Annotated in this window: 16 protein-coding genes; 6 read left to right on the top strand and 10 right to left on the bottom strand. The window is 64.5% G+C overall.

The genetic code is table 11. The annotated features are described in order from the left end of the window. From QZ409_RS09590 to QZ409_RS09570, 5 genes are all read right to left on the bottom strand, one after another. Window positions 1-456, bottom strand: a complete 456-nt coding sequence (locus QZ409_RS09590; protein ID WP_296709946.1) for a hypothetical protein — start codon at window positions 454-456, stop codon at window positions 1-3. Window positions 457-549: 93 nt separating this feature from the next. Then, a complete protein-coding gene (gene rnhA, locus QZ409_RS09585; protein ID WP_296709940.1) occupies window positions 550-1014 on the bottom strand; it encodes a ribonuclease HI in 465 nt (154 codons plus the stop codon). After that, a complete protein-coding gene (gene thrB / locus QZ409_RS09580; protein WP_296709937.1) occupies window positions 1011-1976 on the bottom strand; it encodes a homoserine kinase in 966 nt (321 codons plus the stop codon). The genes rnhA and thrB overlap by 4 nt, the downstream gene beginning before the upstream one ends. 68 nt (window positions 1977-2044) lie before the next feature. Then, window positions 2045-2914: an NAD(P)-dependent oxidoreductase gene (locus QZ409_RS09575; RefSeq protein WP_296709934.1), complete on the bottom strand. Its 870-nt coding sequence runs from the start codon at window positions 2912-2914 to the stop codon at window positions 2045-2047. A 40-nt stretch (window positions 2915-2954) separates the two neighbouring features. Continuing rightward, window positions 2955-3698, bottom strand: a complete 744-nt coding sequence (locus QZ409_RS09570; protein ID WP_296709930.1) for an enoyl-CoA hydratase-related protein — start codon at window positions 3696-3698, stop codon at window positions 2955-2957. A 127-nt stretch (window positions 3699-3825) separates the two neighbouring features. Here QZ409_RS09570 and QZ409_RS09565 point away from each other — a divergent pair, with 127 nt between their 5' ends. Then, entirely contained in the window at window positions 3826-4806 is a 981-nt protein-coding gene (locus QZ409_RS09565; protein WP_296709928.1) for an L-threonylcarbamoyladenylate synthase, read from the top strand. An 88-nt stretch (window positions 4807-4894) separates the two neighbouring features. Further along, window positions 4895-5800: a LysR family transcriptional regulator gene (locus tag QZ409_RS09560; RefSeq protein WP_296709925.1), complete on the top strand. Its 906-nt coding sequence runs from the start codon at window positions 4895-4897 to the stop codon at window positions 5798-5800. 3 nt (window positions 5801-5803) lie between these two features. Here QZ409_RS09560 and QZ409_RS09555 read toward each other — a convergent pair whose 3' ends face one another. Beyond that, on the bottom strand, window positions 5804-6790 hold the full coding sequence (locus tag QZ409_RS09555; protein ID WP_296709922.1) for an MDR family oxidoreductase: 987 nt from the start codon (window positions 6788-6790) through the stop codon (window positions 5804-5806). Window positions 6791-6856: 66 nt separating this feature from the next. On the opposite strand from QZ409_RS09555, the gene QZ409_RS09550 reads away from it, so the two are divergent. Further along, the gene (locus QZ409_RS09550) at window positions 6857-7489 is read left to right on the top strand and encodes a TetR/AcrR family transcriptional regulator (protein ID WP_296709919.1); all 633 of its coding nucleotides are present in this window, start codon (window positions 6857-6859) and stop codon (window positions 7487-7489) included. Here QZ409_RS09550 and QZ409_RS09545 read toward each other — a convergent pair whose 3' ends face one another. From QZ409_RS09545 to QZ409_RS09535, 3 genes are all read right to left on the bottom strand, one after another. After that, complete coding sequence (locus QZ409_RS09545) at window positions 7490-8908, bottom strand: FAD-binding oxidoreductase (RefSeq protein ID WP_296709916.1); 1419 nt, start codon at window positions 8906-8908, stop codon at window positions 7490-7492. It abuts the gene before it with no gap. Window positions 8909-8972: 64 nt separating this feature from the next. Further along, the gene (locus QZ409_RS09540) at window positions 8973-10250 is read right to left on the bottom strand and encodes an RNA methyltransferase (RefSeq protein ID WP_296709913.1); all 1278 of its coding nucleotides are present in this window, start codon (window positions 10248-10250) and stop codon (window positions 8973-8975) included. Next, entirely contained in the window at window positions 10247-10972 is a 726-nt protein-coding gene (locus tag QZ409_RS09535) for a TlyA family RNA methyltransferase (RefSeq protein WP_296709910.1), read from the bottom strand. Before QZ409_RS09535 ends, QZ409_RS09540 begins: the two co-directional genes overlap by 4 nt. 136 nt (window positions 10973-11108) lie before the next feature. On the opposite strand from QZ409_RS09535, the gene QZ409_RS09530 reads away from it, so the two are divergent. Further along, on the top strand, window positions 11109-12737 hold the full coding sequence (locus QZ409_RS09530) for a hypothetical protein (protein ID WP_296709907.1): 1629 nt from the start codon (window positions 11109-11111) through the stop codon (window positions 12735-12737). 57 nt (window positions 12738-12794) lie between these two features. On the opposite strand, the gene dxs is transcribed toward QZ409_RS09530, so the two are convergent. Continuing rightward, the gene (gene dxs, locus QZ409_RS09525; RefSeq protein WP_296709903.1) at window positions 12795-14714 is read right to left on the bottom strand and encodes a 1-deoxy-D-xylulose-5-phosphate synthase; all 1920 of its coding nucleotides are present in this window, start codon (window positions 14712-14714) and stop codon (window positions 12795-12797) included. A 237-nt stretch (window positions 14715-14951) separates the two neighbouring features. Here dxs and QZ409_RS09520 point away from each other — a divergent pair, with 237 nt between their 5' ends. Both QZ409_RS09520 and ppdK read left to right on the top strand, forming a co-directional pair. Beyond that, window positions 14952-15521, top strand: coding sequence for an HdeD family acid-resistance protein (locus tag QZ409_RS09520; RefSeq protein WP_296709901.1), 570 nt, complete (start codon window positions 14952-14954; stop codon window positions 15519-15521). 132 nt (window positions 15522-15653) lie between these two features. Further along, window positions 15654-18332, top strand: coding sequence for a pyruvate, phosphate dikinase (gene ppdK, locus QZ409_RS09515; protein WP_296709898.1), 2679 nt, complete (start codon window positions 15654-15656; stop codon window positions 18330-18332). The last annotated feature ends 37 nt before the right edge of the window (window positions 18333-18369 follow it).

Raw genomic sequence — 18369 nt, 5'->3', positions numbered from 1 at the left:
TCAGAGCGGTCCGGCGGGCAGCTTGGGCGGGGGCGGCAGATTGCCTACGCCAGCGCCGCCGCCGTTTTGCTGCATCTGCTTGGCCTTGGCGGCCAGGGCGCAGGCCTGTTCGGCGATCTTGGTCGTTCGCTCGCTATTGGTCTTGAAATTATTCAGGAAATCGTCCGGAATATTGCACCAATCCTTGTTCTTGACCATATAGGCGGCCATTTTCGCCTCGATGTCCTTCATCTTGCGCAGATGCGGGCAGGCGGCGATCGGATCGAGCTTGTTTTCATGCGCCTTGGAAATCGTGTTCAGCGCCTCGATTTCCGTATTGCGCTGCTTGCCGAAGACGGCGAGGTCTTCATTGCAGACCTGCGCGCGCGCTCCTCCCGAAAAGGCCGAGAACGCCAGGAAAAAGCCTGCAAAAAATAAAATGGGACGTATCGAGGCGATCATCGCTTTGGCCATCATTGTTCCGCTCTTGTGCCGCCCCCGCCGCAATCATGCGAATTTTCACGGCATGTTTAGCAAACAGGATGGCCGGGAGGCAAGGTCCGCTCGGACTTACCCGCCCGATCTTTGTTTTGCACCCTTCAAATAAGGCGCCATGCCCGCGCGCGCCAGTGCGTCGGCGCGTTCGTTCATTGGGTCTCCCGCATGGCCCTTGACCCAGTGCCAGGCGACATCGTGGCGGTTGGCCGCTTCGTCGAGCCGCTTCCACAAGTCCTCGTTCTTCACCGGCTTCTTGTCGGCGGTGCGCCAGCCGTTGCGCTTCCAGTTGTGCATCCAGGACGTCACGCCCTGCCGCACATATTGGGAATCCGTGTGCAGATCGACCGCGCAGGGGCGCGTCAAAGCCTCAAGCGCCGAAATGGCGCCGAGCAGCTCCATTCGATTGTTGGTCGTGGCGGGCTCGCCGCCGCAAAGGTCTTTTTCCGAGCCGTTGAAGGTCAGGATGGCGCCCCATCCGCCCGGGCCGGGATTGCCGGAACAGGCGCCGTCGGTCCAGATCGCGACGCGGCGGGTCACGCGCCCAGCCCATATTCGCCGGCGCGCGCAATGGTCTGGTGGAAACGTAATTTACTGAGATATTCGAGCGGGTTCTTGGGCCGCACCAGCGCGCCGGGGGGCACGTTCAGCCAGTCGTAGAGCCGGGTGAGCAGGAAGCGCATGGCGGCGCCGCGCGCGAGAACGGGCAGGGCGTCGCTCTCGGACGGCGCGAGCGGGCGCAGGCTCTGGTAGCCCTGGAGCAGGGCGCGGCCCTTGGTGGCGTTGAAGGATCCGTCCGTCTCGAAACACCAGGCGTTGAGACAGATCGCCAGATCATAGGCGAGGGCGTCGGTGCAGGCGAAATAGAAGTCGATTACACCGGAGAGCTTCCGGCCAATGAAAAAGACATTGTCGGGAAAGAGATCGGCGTGGATCACGCCTTGCGGCAGGTCGCTGGGCCAGAGGCGGCGCAAGGCGTCCAGTTCAGCCGCGATTTCGGTGGCGAGGCCGGGCGAGACCTCTTCTGCGCGGGCGCGCGAGGCCTCGAACAGCGCCGGCCAATGATCGACCGAGAGCGCATTGTGGCGCGAAAGGGCGAAGCCCTGTCCGGCGAGATGCAATTGCGCCAGGGCGCGCCCGGTCTCGGCGCAGTGAAGCGCTTCCGGCTTGCGGGCGGAGACGCCGTCGAGAAAGGTGACGATAGCCGCCGGGCGCCCGGCGAGCGTCCCGAGCGCGGCGCCGTCGCGCCGCTTGACCGGCACCGGGCAGGACAGCTTTTTCGTCGCCAGATGTTCCATCAGGCCGATGAAAAAGGGCAAGTCGTCTGGGTTCACCCGCTTTTCGTAAAGCGTGAGAATATAGAAGCCGCGCTGGCAATGGAGCAGGAAATTCGAGTTCTCGACGCCCTCGGCTATGCCCTTGAACGAGAGGACCTCGCCGAGGTCGTAATCGGCGAGAAAGGCGAAAAGAGCCTCGTCCGTGACATCCGTGTAAACCGCCATTGTCCGCGACTCGACTTTTCGAAATTCCTGCGCGCCCCGCATCGTGTTAGCGGGGCGCGCAGAAAGCGTCAAACCAGCGCCTTGAGCGAGACGCCTTGCGGAACGGGGGTATCTTCGGGCACGAAGAAGTCCGGCGCGAGCGGGCTGGTCGGATCGACGCGATAGGCGTCGAATTCCGTCACGCCTTGCGCGGCTAGGATGACGTCGTCGATGAGGAATTGCCCGGTCAGCTCGCGGCTCGGCGAACAGAAGATGGCGTGGGCGGCGTCGGCCATGATGTCCGGCTTGCGTGAGGCGCGCATCAGCTTCTCGCCGCCGAGCAGGTTATTGACCGCCGCCGTGGCGATGGTCGTGCGTGGCCACAAGGCGTTGACCGCGACGCCCGCCGGACGGAATTCGCCAGCGAGTCCGAGCACGGCCAAGCTCATGCCGAATTTGGCCATGGAATAGGCGGTATGCGCGGCGAACCATTTTTCCTTCATGTCGAGCGGCGGCGCCAGCATCAGCACATGAGGATTTTCCGCCTTGGCGAGATAAGAAAAGGCGAGCTTGGCGGTCATATAGGAGCCGCGCGCGTTGACCTGGTGCATCAGATCGAACCGCTTCATGTCAATATGCTGGCTGCCGCCGAGCGCAATGGCGCTGGCGTTGTTGACCACGATGTCGATTCCGCCGAAATGCGCGGCGGTCTGCGCCAGCGCCTGCGCGACCTGGTCTTCGTCGCGCACGTCCACGGTCAGAGGCAGGGCTCGGCCGCCAGCGTCCTCGATCTCCCGGGCGGCGCTATAGATGGTGCCGGGAAGTTTGGGATGGGGCTCCGCCGTCTTGGCGGCGATGGCGACATTGGCGCCGTCGCGCGCGGCCCTGAGCGCGATGGCGAGGCCGATGCCGCGCGACGCGCCGGTAATGAACAGGGTCTTGCCTGCCAGGCTGGACATGATTCGCTCCCTTTTGATTTTGATTGCGGCGTGCGCCCGATTACTTGTTTTTGTTGAGGAAAGCCGCGAGCGCGCCCTGCGCCTGCGGCGAGGCCAGCGCGGCGCGGAAGGCGTCGAGTTCCGCGTCGATCCGGGCGAGGATTTCCTCCTTGTCGCCGCGCAGGAATTTTCGCGCGGCGAGCAGCGCCGTGCGAGGCTTGGCGGCAAGCTTGGCCGCTTTTTCCCGGGCCGTGGCGAGCAGGGCGTCAGCGGCGACGACGCCGTTGATCAGGCCGGCCTCGCGCGCCTCCTCGGCGGAAAAGCTTTCGCCCGCCAGCAGCCAGGCGCTGGCGCGGGCCATGCCGACGCGGCGGGGCAGCAGCAGCGAGGAGCCAGCCTCCGGCAGCAGGCCGAGATCGACGAAGGGCAATGAGAAGCGCGCCGAAGGCGAGGCGTAAATGAGGTCGCAATGAAGGAGCATGGTCGTGCCGACTCCAACAGAAAGGCCATCGACGGCGGCGACGAGCGGCTTGGAAAAGGCAGCGATCTTGCGAACGAAGTCTGCCGCCGCCATCTCGCCGCCGCTGCTGACGGCGGCGACGAAATCGCCGATGTCATTGCCGGCGGAAAAAACGCCGCCCGCGCCAGAGATCAGCACCGCGCCGATGTTTTGGTCGCGCTCGGCCTCGTGCAGGGCGACGGAGAGCGCCCGATACATGGCGTTGGTCAGGGCGTTTTTCTTGGCGGGCCGGTTCAGAGACAGCTCCAGGACCGCGCCATTGCGCGCGACCTCCACATCCGTCATGGCTTTCCTCTCCGTTCGGCTTGCTTGACGCGCGCGCCAGTGTCATGAGCAAGCGCGACGGGCGTCGTTTTTATTTGGTTTATAAGTGAACCATTTTATCTCTTCGGCGTCAAACAGGATTGGCGCTTTGAACAGGGAAGACAAGAAAAATACGCTTTTGCTTCCGGCAGGCCCGGGCGGAATCGCCGAGGCCGCAAGGATTTTGCGCGCGGGCGGGTTGGTCGCCTTCCCGACCGAGACGGTTTACGGCCTCGGCGCGCTGGCGTCGGATCCGCGCGCCGTCGCCGCCATTTATCGCGCCAAGGGGCGGCCGAGTTTCAATCCGCTGATCGCACATGTCGCGGACCTGGACCAGGCGCGGCGCGAAGGCTGTTTCGATTCGCGCGCCGAAAAGCTGGCCGCCGCCTTCTGGCCGGGGCCGCTGACGCTTGTGCTTCCGGTGGCGAAGAGCGGGAGCGTCTGCGATCTGGCCCGCGCCGGCCTCGACAGCGTTGGCTTGCGCATTCCCGCCAATGGTCTGGCGCGCGGCCTGATCGCCGCCGCCGGAGGCCCGGTCGCGGCGCCCTCCGCCAATCTCTCCGGCCATGTCAGCCCGGCGCTGCCATCGCATGTGCTGGCCGATCTCAATGGGCGCATCGACGCCGTGCTCAATGGCGGCGCCTGTCCCGTCGGGGTCGAGTCGACCATCGTTTCCCTGCTCGGCGAAACGCCGGTTCTGCTGCGTCCGGGCGGCGTTTCGCGCGCCGGGATCGAATATGTATTGGGGGAAAGCCTCGCCGGCGCGGAGGAGGGAATTGACGCGCCTGTGGCGCCGGGACAGCTCGCCTCGCATTATGCGCCGCGCGCGGGCGTGCGGCTCGACGCCGCGGAAGTGCTGGAAGGCGAGGCGGGGCTGGATTTTGGCGGGCGATTTGCGGGCGCGCACGGAACGATCCTTGACCTTTCGCCGCACGGCGACCTCACCGAGGCGGCAGCCAATCTCTTTTCCATGCTGCGGCTGCTGGACGCCAGCGGGATGCGGCGGATCGCCGTCGCGCCCATTCCGCCTGAAGGCCTTGGCGAGGCCATCAATGACCGCCTGCGCCGCGCCGCCGCGCCTCGGTCATGAACGCGATTTTCGCCGTTTTTTTTGCACGATGCAATCTCTTGTGCGGCGCAATCTTGAAACTGGTTGCGATTTGAACCATTCTGGCGACATGAATCAAATCAGTTGGGACGATTTTCGCCTGGTGCGCGGCATTGCGGAATCCGGTTCGCTGGTCGGCGCAGCAGCTTCCCTCAACCTCAATCATTCCACGGTGTTCCGCCGCCTCGGCGCGCTGGAGGAGATGATCGGGGCCAAATTGTTCGAGCGGTCGCGCAACGGCTATGCCGCCACCGCCGCCGGACAGGAGATGGTCCTGCTGGCCGAGCGGATGGGCCGTGACGTCACCGATTTCGAGCGGCGCATCGCGGGGCGCGACGAAAAGCCCTCGGGCCTGTTGCGGGTCACGACCAATGACGCGCTGTTCAATTATGTCCTCGCGCCGATCCTGGCGAGCTTTCGCAAGGCTTACCCGGATATCCAGCTCGACGTGCTGGTTACGAACCAGCCGCTGAACCTGTCGCGCCGCGACGCCGACATTGCCGTGCGCTCGACCTACGCCCCGCCTGAGACGCTGGTCGGCCGCCGCATCGGCTCCTCGGTCTGGGGGCGCTATGTCTCTCGGACGCTTTACGAATCCGGCTTCGATCCCGCCGACGAGAGCCATTCCTATATCGCCTTCAACGAGCAATTCGGCGGCGTCGACGTATTCGACTGGATCGAGAAGGAAATTCCGCCGCATCGCATCGCCATGCGCTGCAACACTACGGTCGGGATCGCGCAATGCATCGCGCAGGGCGTCGGGATCGGTTTCCTGCCGCGTTTCATCGGCGACCAGCATCCGGAACTGGTCTGCACCGACGAGCCGATGGCCGGGCGGGGCGCCGTGCTCTGGCTGCTGACCCACCCCGACCTGCGCCACGCCGCGCGCGTTCGCGCCTTCATGGATCACGCCGGCGCGCAGCTGAGCAAGCGGCGCGCCGTGCTGAGCGGCGGGAACGGCAATGGCGACGGGTGAAGTTTAGCCGATCTCCACGATCACACGGCCGCGCACCTTGCCCTCGAGAATCGCGGTGGCGGTCTCGATCACCTTGTCATAGCCGATGGTCGTGCTGAGTTCGGCCAGCTTGGCCTTGTCCAGATCGCGCGCGAGACGCTCCCACGCTTGCAGGCGCACGGCCTTGGGCTTCATCACGCTGTCTATGCCAAGCAGGGCGACGCCGCGCAGGATGAAGGGCGCGACCGAGGTCGGCAGGTCCATGCCCTGCGCGAGGCCGCAGGCGGCGACCGCGCCTTCATAGGAGGTCTGGGCCAGGACATTGGCCAGCGTATGCGAGCCGACCGCATCGACCGCCGCCGCCCAGCGCTCCTTGCCGAGCGGCTTGCCGGGCGCGGAAAGCTCCGCGCGGTCGATAATCTCTGACGCGCCGAGATGTTTCAGGAATTCCGCTTCTTCCGCGCGGCCCGTCGAGGCGATGACGCGCCAGCCCGCCGTGGCGAGCAGCGAAATGGCGACCGAGCCGACTCCGCCCGCCGCGCCCGTGACCAGCACGGGGCCGCGATCCGGCGTCATGCCCTGCTTCTCCAGCGCCAGCACCGCGAGCGCGGCGGTGTAGCCGGCCGTGCCGATCGCCATGCTTTGCGCGGCGGTAAAGCCCTTTTGGAGCGGCACCAGCCAGTCGCCCTTCACCCGCGCCTTTTGCGAATAGCCGCCGAAATGGGTTTCGCCGACGCCCCAGCCATTCAGGACCACCTCGTCGCCGGGCTTGAAATCGGGATGGGTCGAGCTTTCCACCACCCCGGCGAAATCAATGCCGGGGATCATCGGGAAGCGGCGCACGACCGGAGACTTGCCGGTGATCGCCAGCCCGTCCTTGTAATTGACCGTGGAATGACTGACGCGCACGGTCACGTCGCCCTCCATCAATTCCGTTTCGTCGAATTCCGAAAAAGCCGCGCGATAGCCGGATGCGTCCTTGTCGATGCGAATGGCCTTGAATTTGGTCATGGGGGGCCTCCTCGACCCAAAAAACGGGCCTTTGCATTTATTAGACGATCAGTCTAAAATGATTTCATGCAAATGGTCAATCCGCAGCCACGCAAACGCGGGCGCCCACCCAAGCAAGCCCCCGATCATGGCGACACAAGAGAATCACTGCTGCGCGCGGGCGTCGCGACGCTGACGAGAAAAGGTTTCGTCGCCACCGGGCTCGACGAGATCTTGGCGCTGGCGAATGTGCCGAAAGGCTCTTTTTATCATTATTTCGCGTCGAAAGAGGCCTTCGGCGCCGAGGCCATCGCCCGCTATGGCGCCTATTTCGCCGCAAAGCTCGATCGTCATTTGCTTGACGAGAGGCTCGCGCCGCTCGACCGCCTGCGCGGCTTTATCGCCAACGCCGAAGCGGGCATGCGCCGCTATGAGTTCCGGCGCGGCTGTCTCGTCGGCAATCTGGGGCAGGAAATGTCGGCCTTGCCGGAGGCGTATCGCTCCCAGCTCGACGCCGTCTTCATGGACTGGGAGGCGCGGCTTGCCGCATGTCTGCGTCTGGCCCAGGCGCGCGGGGAAATCGGCTCGGGCCGGGATTGCGCGCGACTGGCGCATTTTTTCTGGATCGGCTGGGAGGGCGCGGTGCTGCGCGCCAAGCTGCGCCGCAGCGGCGAACCGCTGCGGATTTTCGCCGAAGGCTTCTTCGCCCTGCTGGCGTGATTACAGCACCTTGCCGGGATTTAACGTGTTGTGCGGGTCGAGCGCGGTCTTGAACCGGCGCATGACGTCCATGGCAACGGAATCCTTCACGGTCGGCAGCAGGTCGCGCTTGAGCACGCCGATGCCATGTTCGGCGGAGATCGAGCCGTTCATGCGCTTCACCACGGCATGGACGGCCTCGTTCAACTCCTCCCAGCGCGCGAGATAAGCTTCCTTGTCGGCGCCCAGCGGCTGGCTCACGTTGAAGTGGATATTGCCGTCGCCCATATGGCCGAAGGGCACGGGGCGCGCGCCCGGAATAGTCGCCTCGACCACCGGAACGGCCTCGGCCAGGAAGGCTGGGACCAGCGCGACGGGCACGCAGACGTCGTGCTTGATCGAGCCGCCCTCGAATTTCTGCATTTCGGACAGGTTTTCGCGCAAAGCCCAAAAGGCCTTGCGCTGGTCGAGCGAAGCGGCCACAGCCGCGTCCTCGACGATCTCCTGTTCAAAGGCGACCTCCAACAGGGCCATCATGGTGTCGCTGAGGCCGGAGTCGGATTGCGAGGCCAGTTCCAGCAGCACATACCATTCATGCGGGCTTTCCAGCGGCTCGCGGGCGCCGGCAGAATGTTTGACGACGATCTCGACGCCAAAGCGCGACATGAATTCGAAGGTTTTGAGGTCCGGCCCGGCCATGGTCTGGGCCAAAACGAGCAGGTCGAGGCATTTCTCCGGGCTGGCGAGGCCGATCAGCGCCGTCTCGACGGCGCGGGGGCGCGGATAGAGCTTGACCACGGCGGCGGTGATGATTCCGAGCGTGCCTTCCGAGCCCATGAAGACATGCTTCAGGTCGTAGCCCGTATTGTCCTTGCGCAGCTTGGACAGATTGCCGAGCACGGAGCCGTCGGCCAGCACGACTTCGAGGCCTGTGACGAGATCGCGGGCGTTGCCATAGGCCAGCACGGCGGTGCCGCCAGCGTTGGAGGCGAGATTGCCGCCGATGGTGCAGGAGCCCTCCGAGGCGAGCGACAGCGGGAACAGGCGATCGACGCTTTCGGCGGCCTCCTGCACTTTCTGCAGGGTGACGCCGGCTTCGACGATCATGGTGTTGGAGGCGGGGTCGATCTCACGCACCTTGTCGAGCCGTCCGAGCGACAGCAGAATCTCATGGCCGGTCTGGTCCGGGATCTGACCGCCGACCAGCCCGGTATTGCCGCCCTGCGGAACGATCTTCAGGCCATGCCTGTCGGCGTAGGCGCAGATCGCTGCGACTTCCTGCGCGCTGCCGGGACGCACGACGCAGGAGGCCTTGCCATGCCAAAGGTCGCGCGGCTCGCTCAGATAGCCGGCCATGTCCTGCGGCGCAGTCAGCACATATTTCTCGCCAACGATCTCGGCGAGTTGCGCGGCGGTCTCCGCGGGAGATAGCTCGGTCATTGCATTCCGTCTCTGTTGTGGCGCGCTTTTGCTTTGCCCCAGACTGCGCGCCATCGCAAGCTTTTCAGCCAAGCAGGCGGCGTTTGCGCCCCGCCTTGACGGCGGCCTTCCGGAACACGCCGACCAGCTCCACATGAGGCGAATAGAGGAATTGGTCAACGGGCGTGACGGTTGTCAGCTCATAGCCGCCCGCGATGAGCATATTGGCGTCGCGTGCGAAAGTCTGGGCGTTGCAGGAGACGCCGACGACGCAAGGAACCGCGCTTTGGGCCAGTTCGCGCATCTGTTTCTCCGCGCCGGCGCGCGGCGGGTCGAACACCACGGCGTCGAAAGCGGCTAGTTCGCTCGCAAGCAAGGGGCGGGCGAACAGATCGCGCGCCTCGCCGGTCAGCCGGCGCAAGCCGGGCGTTGCGCGCCCGGCGCGCAGACCGGCGGCGAGCGCGGCGGCCTCGCTCTCGACACAGAAAACATCGGCCTTTTCTGCCAGCCGCAGCGCGAATGTGCCGATTCCGCAATAGAGGTCGGCCGCTTTTTTCGCTTCGCCGATAGCGTCGAGAACCAGTTGGGCCAGAATTTCTTCGCCCGCCGCCGTCGCCTGCAAGAAAGCGCCGGGCGGCGGGGTCACGCGGACCCGCCCGATCTGGATTTCGGGCGCGCGGCGTTCGACCAGCGGGGCGCCATGATTGGCGATGCGGGCGAGATCGAGACTTTCCGCCGCCCTGATCAGCGCCTGCTCCAGTTCAAATTCGAGCTTGCCGCAGCCGTGAATGTCGAGATCGAGGCCCTGCGGGCTGGCCGTCACGACGATATCGAGCGGCTTTTCCAGGGTTTTCAGAATTTCCGCCACATTGCGCGCCGCGTGCAGGGCGCCCGCCATTTCGGGCGCAAGAATCGGACAGGCGTCGAGCTCGTAGATGCGGTGGCTGCGCGCCTCCATGAAGCCGACGTGAGGCTGTCCGCGCTGGTCATTGCGGGCGTGGAATGTGGCGCGCCTGCGCCCGGCGCCCCAGGCCGCGACGAGCGGCGCGACGTCCACCGTGACGCCGGCGTTGCGCAGCGAATCGGCGACGAGGCCGCGCTTCCATTCCGCATAGGCGGGGGCGCTCAGCGTTTGCACGGCGCAGCCGCCGCATTTCGTGAAATGCGGGCAGGGCGCGGGAATGCGCTCGGGCGAGGCTTTCAGCACTTCGACCAGTTTGCCGCGTTCGCCATCCACTTCCGCGAGGATGGTTTCGCCGGGCAGGGCGTAGGGGGTGAAGATGAGGCCTCTCGGCCCCCGGCAGAGGCCTTCGCCGCGCGCGCCAAGGCGTTCGATGTCGAGATGGGCGTTCAGATTGATCACGGCCGGCGCGCTCCTAGCAGGAATTCACGATTGCCGTCGCCGCCTTCGATTGGCGAGGGGATCAGGCCAATCAAGCGCCAGCCAAGGCTTTCGACCAGAGATTGAATCTTTTCGCAAGCGCGGCGTTGCGCCGAGGCGTCGCGGACCAGCCCTTTTTTCACGAAATCAGGCCCCACTTCGAATTGCGGCTTGATGAGAAGCGCGGCTTCCGCCTGAGGCGCGGCCAGAGCGAGGACCGGCGGCAGCACCAGCGACAGCGAGATGAAGCTGACGTCGCAGACGATAATATGCGGCGGCGTGCGGAGATCGGCGGAGGCGAGCGCGCGGGCGTCGCGCTTTTCCAGCGAAGTCACGCGCGGATCGCTGGCGATGACGGGGTGAAGCTGGCCGTGGCCGACATCGACGCAAGTGACATGGGCCGCGCCGCGCGCGAGCAGGACATGGGCAAAGCCGCCGGTCGAGGCGCCAATGTCGAGGGCTTGCCTGCCCGTGGCGTCGATGGCGAAGGCGTCGAGCGCCGCCGCCAGCTTGACGCCGCCGCGCGAAACCCAGGGGTAGGGTGCGCTAGCCTCCAGGCGGGCGTCTTCCGCGACGGGCTCGGAGGGCTTCGCCAGCATTCGGCCGTCCAGCGTGACGAGCCCGGCTTCGATCGCCTCGCGCGCCTTCGCGCGACTGGCGAAAAAGCCGCGTTCAACCAGGGCTATATCGGCGCGACGGGTCATGCGGCGGGTCCTGCGGAATTCAACTCATGCCAATGTCTAGGCGCGCGGACAGTCGCGCGCATGGCCTTTGGGCGCGCGTTGCGGGTAGCATAGACGTCGAAACGCCGAAAGAGCGAGTCGAAGACCGGAGGGCGCCATGCTGGTCGAGAAATTTCGTCAGATCCTGTTCTGGCCCTTGCAATTGATGCCCTTGCCGGATCGCGGCGACGTGCATTGGCGCCAGCTCGACGGAGATCCGAACTGGATTTTGCTGGATGACGATTTTCCGTCCGATCCCGAGCAATACCAGGAGCGGCATTATCGGGAATTTGTTTCCTTCCTGCCTCATGTCCAGCGCTTCCTCTATGGCGAGCGCTCGAAATCCGTGCGCAGCTATGGGGAATCTCCGCTGCTGGTCTATCGCCGCACCGATATCAAGGCGGTGCGGATGCGGGCGCCGGGAGAGGCGGAATTCCGTTGCTTCAAGGTCGAGCACGCCGACGTCTTTTTCTTCTACGACGCCGATGTCATGATTCCGGTGATCGAGATATCGGCCGAAAACATCGCGCTCGACGTGGCGATGGACACGATCAACCGTTTCGGCCGCGCCTATCCCGCCGCCTGGAGCGAGAGCGGCGAGCCGGCCAATTGTTTCGAGACAGTCGAATGGCTCGACGCCGCGGAGGCTCCCCTCGCCGCCGCCGATTACACCGACCGGTTGAAATTTTACGCGTCGGTGACTCGGTCCCAGACCACCGACATCGCCGCTCATTGGGACTTTATGTTGCGCCCCATGATGCTCAATCGCATCGGCGCCACCTGCGCGGTGCGCTACCGGCCGCTGGAATATCATCGCATGCCGATGATGACCTATCTTGCGGTGGAGGATCCCGCCAGCCTGACCCGCGCCGAATTCACCCGTCTCGCGCTTGCGGCGGTCCCCGCCGCCGCGCGCGACCGGCTGCCGCTATCATCGATCTATCTCGCCGATTTCGAGCGCGCCCATTGTTATGACCGATTTTTCGATCCCCGCCGCACTGACGATCCGGAATGGCCCAACATGCGGATCATGTGCACGCCGCAGGCTTTCGTGATGATCGGCCGGTCGGGCGACCCCGGCTTCATCGACGGCGAGCGCGGCTTTCTTGGCCAGTTCCGCCACCAGTTCTTCATGCTCGGGATGATCGCACATTTCCACCGCGCCGCGATCCTGATGATGTCGAACCGGCTGGTCGAGGTCATCAGCCGGCTGGATAGTCGTGACAACCGCTCGGTATCGCGCTTCCGTCATGACATTCGCGACATTTCCGCGACATTCCTGCGCTTCACCCACCGCTATTATTTCTGCGAAGTGTCGGATCAGGCAATCTTGCGCGACGTCTTCCGCATCTGGACCGGACAATTGCGCACTGACGCTTTGTTCAAGGAATTGCGCGAGGAGGTCAACGACATGGAGGCCTTCATGGAGACCGATCTGCTGCGTCGGCAGGCCGTGACCATCTTGCAACTGACCGTGGTGACCTTGTTCAGCCTGGTCGGGACGATCACCACCGGCTTCCTCGGTATGAATCTGTTCAGTCACTCCGATCTGCCGACGACCGACCGGCTGGCGATTTTCTTCCTCGTGTTCATCCCCACGACGCTGCTGACGCTCTACACGGTAAAGAAGTCCCGCCGCCTCGCGCATTTCCTCGACACGCTGGCGAGCGACAAGGCGAGCTTGCGGACAAAATGGAACGCGTTCCTGGCCGTGTGGGACAGCCGGCGGGACGTTTCGGTCGATTGAAAGTTTTGCCGCCGCGATCCGGGGGATGTTCGGCCCCCGGCGCTGTCCGGTGTGGCGTCAGGCCGTTTTGGCCGCGGCGGCTGGATGGCCGAGCGCCTGGAAAACCTTGGCGACGATGCCCTTGGCGTCGAGGCCCGCCTTGGCGTAGAGGAGTTCCGGCTTGTCCTGATCGAGGAAAACGTCGGGCAGGACCATGGCGCGGAAGCGCAGGCCGCCGTCGAGCAGGCCGTCCTCGGCCAGTTGCTGGGCGACGAAGGAGCCGAAGCCGCCAACCGAACCTTCTTCGATTGTGATGAGCGCCTCATGTTCCGCCGCGAGCTTGCGGATCAACGCGACGTCGAGCGGCTTGGCGAAGCGCGCGTCGGCAACGGTGGCGGAAATTCCCTGCGCCGCCAGCAATTCCGCCGCCGCAAGCGCCTCGGCGAGTCGCGTGCCGAGCGACAGGATGGCGACCTTGTCGCCCTGGCGGACGATACGGCCCTTGCCGATCTCCAGCGGAACGCCGTCCTGCGGCAGTTCGACGCCGACGCCATCGCCACGCGGGTAGCGGAAGGCGATCGGCCCCTTGTCATAGGCCGCGGCGGTGGCGACCATATGGACCAGTTCCGCTTCGTCGGCGGCGGCCATCACCACCATGTTCGGCAGGATGCCGAGGAAAGCAACGTCGAAGGCGCCCGCATGGGTCGCGCCGTCCGCGCCCACCAATCCGGCGCGGTCCAGCGCGAAGCGCACCGGCAGGTTCTGGATCGCGACGTCATGCACGACCTGATCGTAGCCGCGCTGCAAAAAGGTCGAATAGATCGCGCAGAACGGCTTGTAGCCCTCGGTCGCCAGGCCGGCGGCGAAGGTCACGGCGTGTTGCTCGGCGATGCCGACGTCGAAGGTGCGCTTGGGGAAGGCCTGCTGGAAGAAATCGACTCCGGTGCCCGTGGGCATGGCGGCGGTGATGGCGACGATCTTGTCGTCCTTTTCGGCTTCCTTGACCAGCGATTGTCCGAACACCTTGGTGTAGGAAGGCGCGTTGGCCTTGGGCTTGACCTGGGTTCCGGTCACCACGTCGAACTTGTTGACGCCGTGATATTTGTCCTCGGCGGCTTCGGCGGGCGCATAGCCCTTGCCCTTCTGCGTGACGACATGGATCAGGACCGGGCCGCCGACGTCGGCGTCGCGGACGTTTTTCAGCACCGGCAGCAGATGGTCGAGATTATGGCCGTCGATCGGGCCGACGTAGAAGAAGCCCAGCTCCTCGAACAGGGTGCCGCCGGTGACATAGGTCCGGGCGTGTTCGACCGCGCGAGTGATCGCGCTTTCCACGGGCTTGGGCAGATGGCGGGCGATGTTCTTGCCCGCGTCGCGCAGCTTGAGATAGGTGCGTCCCGAGGAGAGGCGGGCGAGATAGGCCGACATGGCGCCGACGGGCGGCGCGATCGACATGTCGTTGTCGTTCAGGATGACGATGAGGCGCGAATGGGAGGCGCCGGCGTTGTTCATGGCCTCATAGGCCATGCCCGCCGACATCGAGCCGTCGCCGATCACCGCGATGACATTATTGTCGCCGCCCGAAAGCGTGCGGGCCACCGCCATGCCGAGCCCGGCCGAAATCGAAGTCGAGGAATGAGCCGCGCCGAAGGGGTCGTATTCGCTTTCCGAGCGCTTGGTGAAGCCCGAGAGGCCCCCGGCCTGGCGCAACGTCTTGATGCGCTCGCGCCGTCCGGTCAGGATCTTGTGAGGATAGGCCTGGTGGCCAACGTCCCAGATGACCCGGTCTTTTGGCGTATTAAAGACATAATGCAAGGCGACAGTCAGCTCGACCACGCCAAGGCTCGATCCGAGATGTCCGCCCGTGACGGAGACGGCGTCAATGGTCGCGCGGCGCAGGTCCTCGGCCAACGCACGCAACTCGCTCTCGGGGAGTTGGCGCAGGTCGGCGGGGAGCTTGACACGGTCGAGAACAGGGGTCGTCGAATTATTGTTCACGGCACACTCGATCAATATTCGCTCCCCCTCTGACAAGAAGCGCGAAAAGGTGCTTTACACGTTGAACGTCGAAGGGGCAATTGCGCGATCGTATTTTGTCGCTGCGGCGTTAATTTGCAGCAAAGCTTGGCTGTTTGGTCTCCACCCATCTCTTGACGGCTTTGTTTCGGACCGCTTTGATCGTTCCCGGACGCTGAGGCGCGGCGCCAGGACCGGGTTTGCCGGCAGGAGACGACCATGAGCATGAGCCCGCAAAACCCCAATACGCTTCACAGTCTTGGCGGCGCGATCGAGCGCCTGCGCTCGCGCTGGGGCTGGTTTGTCGCCTATGGCGCGCTTTGCCTGATTTTCGGCGTGGCCGCCTTGATTCTGGCGGCGGTTTCGACGCTCGCGGTCGTTTTTTTCGTCGCGCTCATGTTGATCCTGGCCGGCGGCGTCGAAATCATGATTGGCGTCAATTCCCGCGATTGGCCTTCTCGCTTTCTGTGGCTGATCAGCGGCCTGTTCTACCTCGTCTTCGGCGCTTTCGCGCTCGCTCGCCCGGAAGTTGCGGCGGCGGTGTTGACGGCGGTCGTCGGATTCGGCTTCCTCTTCGCCGGCCTCGTCCGCATCTGGCTCGGCGCGCGGCTGCCTGCTGGACCCAAGGCTTTCATAGTTCTTGCCGGCGTGGTTACCACGCTGCTCGGCGGCATGATTCTCGCAGGCTGGCCGGGCAATACCATGGTGATTCTGGGGACTCTCTTCGGGGTCGACATGGTTTTTCATGGCGCGAGCTGGATAGGCCTGGGGCTGAAATTGCGCCATTGAAGCTTCAAATATTCGGCTGACGCTTGGCTTTTGCCGCGTCGGGATGATAAACGCGGGCGACGGGCAAAGCTCATCTCCTGCGCTTTCTGACATGTGAAGTCAGCTCTTCTCTGACGGTCTAAGGATTCGATCATGGCGAAATGGGTTTATTCGTTCGGCGATGGCAAGGCTGAAGGCGCCAGCGCGATGAAGAACTTGCTGGGCGGCAAGGGAGCCAATCTGGCCGAAATGGCCAATCTCGGCCTGCCCGTCCCCCCCGGTTTCACCATTTCGACCGAGGTCTGCACCTATTATTACGCCAACGGCCAGACCTATCCGGCCGATCTCGTCGATCAGGTCGAGGCGGCTCTGGCGCATGTCGGCAAGCTTGCGAGCCATGTGTTTGGCGATCCGGCCAATCCGCTGCTCGTTTCAGTGCGCTCCGGCGCCCGCGCTTCGATGCCGGGCATGATGGACACCGTGCTCAATCTCGGCCTCAACGACGTGACCGTAGAAGCCATCGCCAAATCCTCCGGCGACGAGCGCTTCGCGTGGGATTCCTACCGCCGCTTCATCCAGATGTATTCCAATGTCGTGCTCGAAGTGGAGCACCATAATTTCGAGGAGATCCTGGAGGTCTACAAGGACCAGAAGGGCTATCACCAGGACACCGACCTGAAGGCCGACGACTGGCGCAAAATCGTCGCCAGCTACAAGGAAGCCGTCCAGCGCGAGATCGAAAAGCCGTTCCCGCAGGATCCGAAAGAGCAATTATGGGGCGCGATCGGCGCGGTGTTCTCGTCCTGGATGAACCAGCGCGCCATCACCTATCGCCGCCTGCACGACATTCCGGAAGCCTGGGGCACGGCGGTCAACGTCCAGGCCATGGTCTTCGGCAATATGGGCGAGACCTCCGCGACGGGCGTCGCCTTCACCCGCAATCCCTCGACCGGCGAGAACGCGCTTTACGGCGAGTTCCTGATCAACGCCCAGGGCGAGGACGTGGTGGCCGGCATCAGGACGCCGCAGAACATCACCGAAGCCGCGCGCATCGCGGCCAAATCCGACAAGCTCTCCATGGAGCGGGCGATGCCGGAGGTTTACGCCGAGTTCGTCCGCGCCACCAAGCTGCTCGAATCGCATTATCGCGACATGCAGGACATGGAATTCACCGTCGAGCGCGGCAAGTTCTGGATGCTGCAAACCCGCAACGGCAAGCGCACGGCCCGCGCCGCCCTCCGCGTCGCGGTGGAAATGGCCAATGAGGGCGTGATCGACAAGCGGGAAGCGATCAACCGCATCGAGCCGGGCTCGCTCGATCAATTGCTGCATCCGACGCTCGATCCCAAGGCGGAGCGCAAGATCATCGCCACCGGACTGCCGGCCTCGCCCGGCGCCGCGAGCGGCGAAATCGTGTTCACGTCCGACGAAGCCGAGGCGCTGAAGGCGGCCGGCCACAAGGTCATTCTGGTGCGGGTCGAGACCTCGCCGGAAGACATCCACGGCATGCACGCGGCGGAAGGCATCCTGACCACACGCGGCGGCATGACCTCCCATGCGGCGGTGGTGGCGCGCGGCATGGGCAAGCCCTGCGTTTCCGGCGCGGGTACGGTGCGCGTCGATTATGCGGCGCAGACCCTGACCGCCATGGGCCGCACTTTCGCCAAGGGAGACATCATCACCATCGACGGCGCCGCCGGTCAGGTGATGGAAGGCGCGGTCCCGACGTTGCAGCCCGAGCTTTCGGGCGATTTCGCGGTGTTGATGGGGTGGGCTGACGCCGAGCGCCGCTTGAAAGTGCGCACCAACGCCGATACGCCGGCCGACGCCCGCATCGCGCGCAAATATGGCGCAGAGGGCATCGGCTTGTGCCGCACCGAACACATGTTCTTCGATAATGATCGCATCGTCGCCGTACGCGAGATGATCCTGGCCGACACGGAAGCAGAACGCCGCGCCGCGCTCGCCAAGATCCTGCCGATGCAGCGTTCGGATTTCGCGGCTTTGTTCGAGATCATGCACGGCCTTCCCGTGACGATCCGCCTGCTCGATCCGCCGCTGCATGAGTTCCTGCCGCATACTGCCGAGGAAATCGCGGAAGTCGCGGCCGCGACCGGGACGAGCCCGGAGAAACTCAAACGCCGCGCTGACGAATTGCATGAATTCAACCCCATGCTTGGCTTCCGCGGCGTGCGTCTGGCTGTCGCCTTCCCCGAAATCGCGGAAATGCAGGCCCGCGCCATTTTTGAAGGCGCGGTCGAGGCGCAGAAGAAGACCGGCGAAAACGTCACGCCGGAAATCATGGTGCCGCTGGTGTTCTCCAAGCGAGAACTCGATCTCGTCAAGGCGCGCATAGACGCCATGGCCGAGGCGGTCTTCAAGGAAACGGGCGTGACCCTTCCCTATCAGGTCGGCACGATGATCGAATTGCCGCGCGCCGCCTTGCGCGCCGGCGAAATCGCCGAGACGGCGGAGTTTTTCTCCTTCGGCACCAATGACCTGACCCAGACCACGCTCGGCATTTCGCGCGACGACGCCGGCTCCTTCCTCGGAACTTATGTCCAGAAGGGCATTCTGGCGCATGATCCCTTCATCTCGCTCGACCAGGAGGGCGTTGGCGAACTGGTCGCGCTGGCCGCCGAGCGCGGCAAGAAGACGCGCGAAAAAATCAAGCTCGGCATTTGCGGCGAGCATGGCGGCGACCCGTCCTCCATTGCTTTTTGTGAAAAGACGGGGCTCGATTACGTCTCCTGCTCGCCCTATCGCGTGCCGATCGCGCGCCTTGCGGCGGCACAGGCGGCGCTGGGCGCGGCGGCGCGCTCGACGGCCTGAGTTTTTCCCCTCATCCGTCGCTGCGCGCCACCTTCTC

The organism is Rhodoblastus sp. (assembly GCF_019449565.1).
Taxonomy (GTDB): Bacteria; Pseudomonadota; Alphaproteobacteria; order Rhizobiales; family Beijerinckiaceae; genus Rhodoblastus.
Note: the sequence above shows the minus strand (reverse complement) of the source record. Positions and strands in the feature narration are given on the sequence as shown.

Coding starts and splice junctions, on each gene's coding strand:
- QZ409_RS09590 (WP_296709946.1), bottom strand. CDS start 456: ATGATGGCCAAAGCGATGATCGCCTCGATACGTCCCATTTTATTTTTT.
- thrB (WP_296709937.1), bottom strand. CDS start 1,976: ATGGCGGTTTACACGGATGTCACGGACGAGGCTCTTTTCGCCTTTCTC.
- QZ409_RS09575 (WP_296709934.1), bottom strand. CDS start 2,914: ATGTCCAGCCTGGCAGGCAAGACCCTGTTCATTACCGGCGCGTCGCGC.
- QZ409_RS09570 (WP_296709930.1), bottom strand. CDS start 3,698: ATGACGGATGTGGAGGTCGCGCGCAATGGCGCGGTCCTGGAGCTGTCT.
- QZ409_RS09560 (WP_296709925.1), top strand. CDS start 4,895: ATGAATCAAATCAGTTGGGACGATTTTCGCCTGGTGCGCGGCATTGCG.
- QZ409_RS09555 (WP_296709922.1), bottom strand. CDS start 6,790: ATGACCAAATTCAAGGCCATTCGCATCGACAAGGACGCATCCGGCTAT.
- QZ409_RS09550 (WP_296709919.1), top strand. CDS start 6,857: ATGCAAATGGTCAATCCGCAGCCACGCAAACGCGGGCGCCCACCCAAG.
- QZ409_RS09545 (WP_296709916.1), bottom strand. CDS start 8,908: ATGACCGAGCTATCTCCCGCGGAGACCGCCGCGCAACTCGCCGAGATC.
- QZ409_RS09535 (WP_296709910.1), bottom strand. CDS start 10,972: ATGACCCGTCGCGCCGATATAGCCCTGGTTGAACGCGGCTTTTTCGCC.
- QZ409_RS09530 (WP_296709907.1), top strand. CDS start 11,109: ATGCTGGTCGAGAAATTTCGTCAGATCCTGTTCTGGCCCTTGCAATTG.
- QZ409_RS09520 (WP_296709901.1), top strand. CDS start 14,952: ATGAGCATGAGCCCGCAAAACCCCAATACGCTTCACAGTCTTGGCGGC.
- ppdK (WP_296709898.1), top strand. CDS start 15,654: ATGGCGAAATGGGTTTATTCGTTCGGCGATGGCAAGGCTGAAGGCGCC.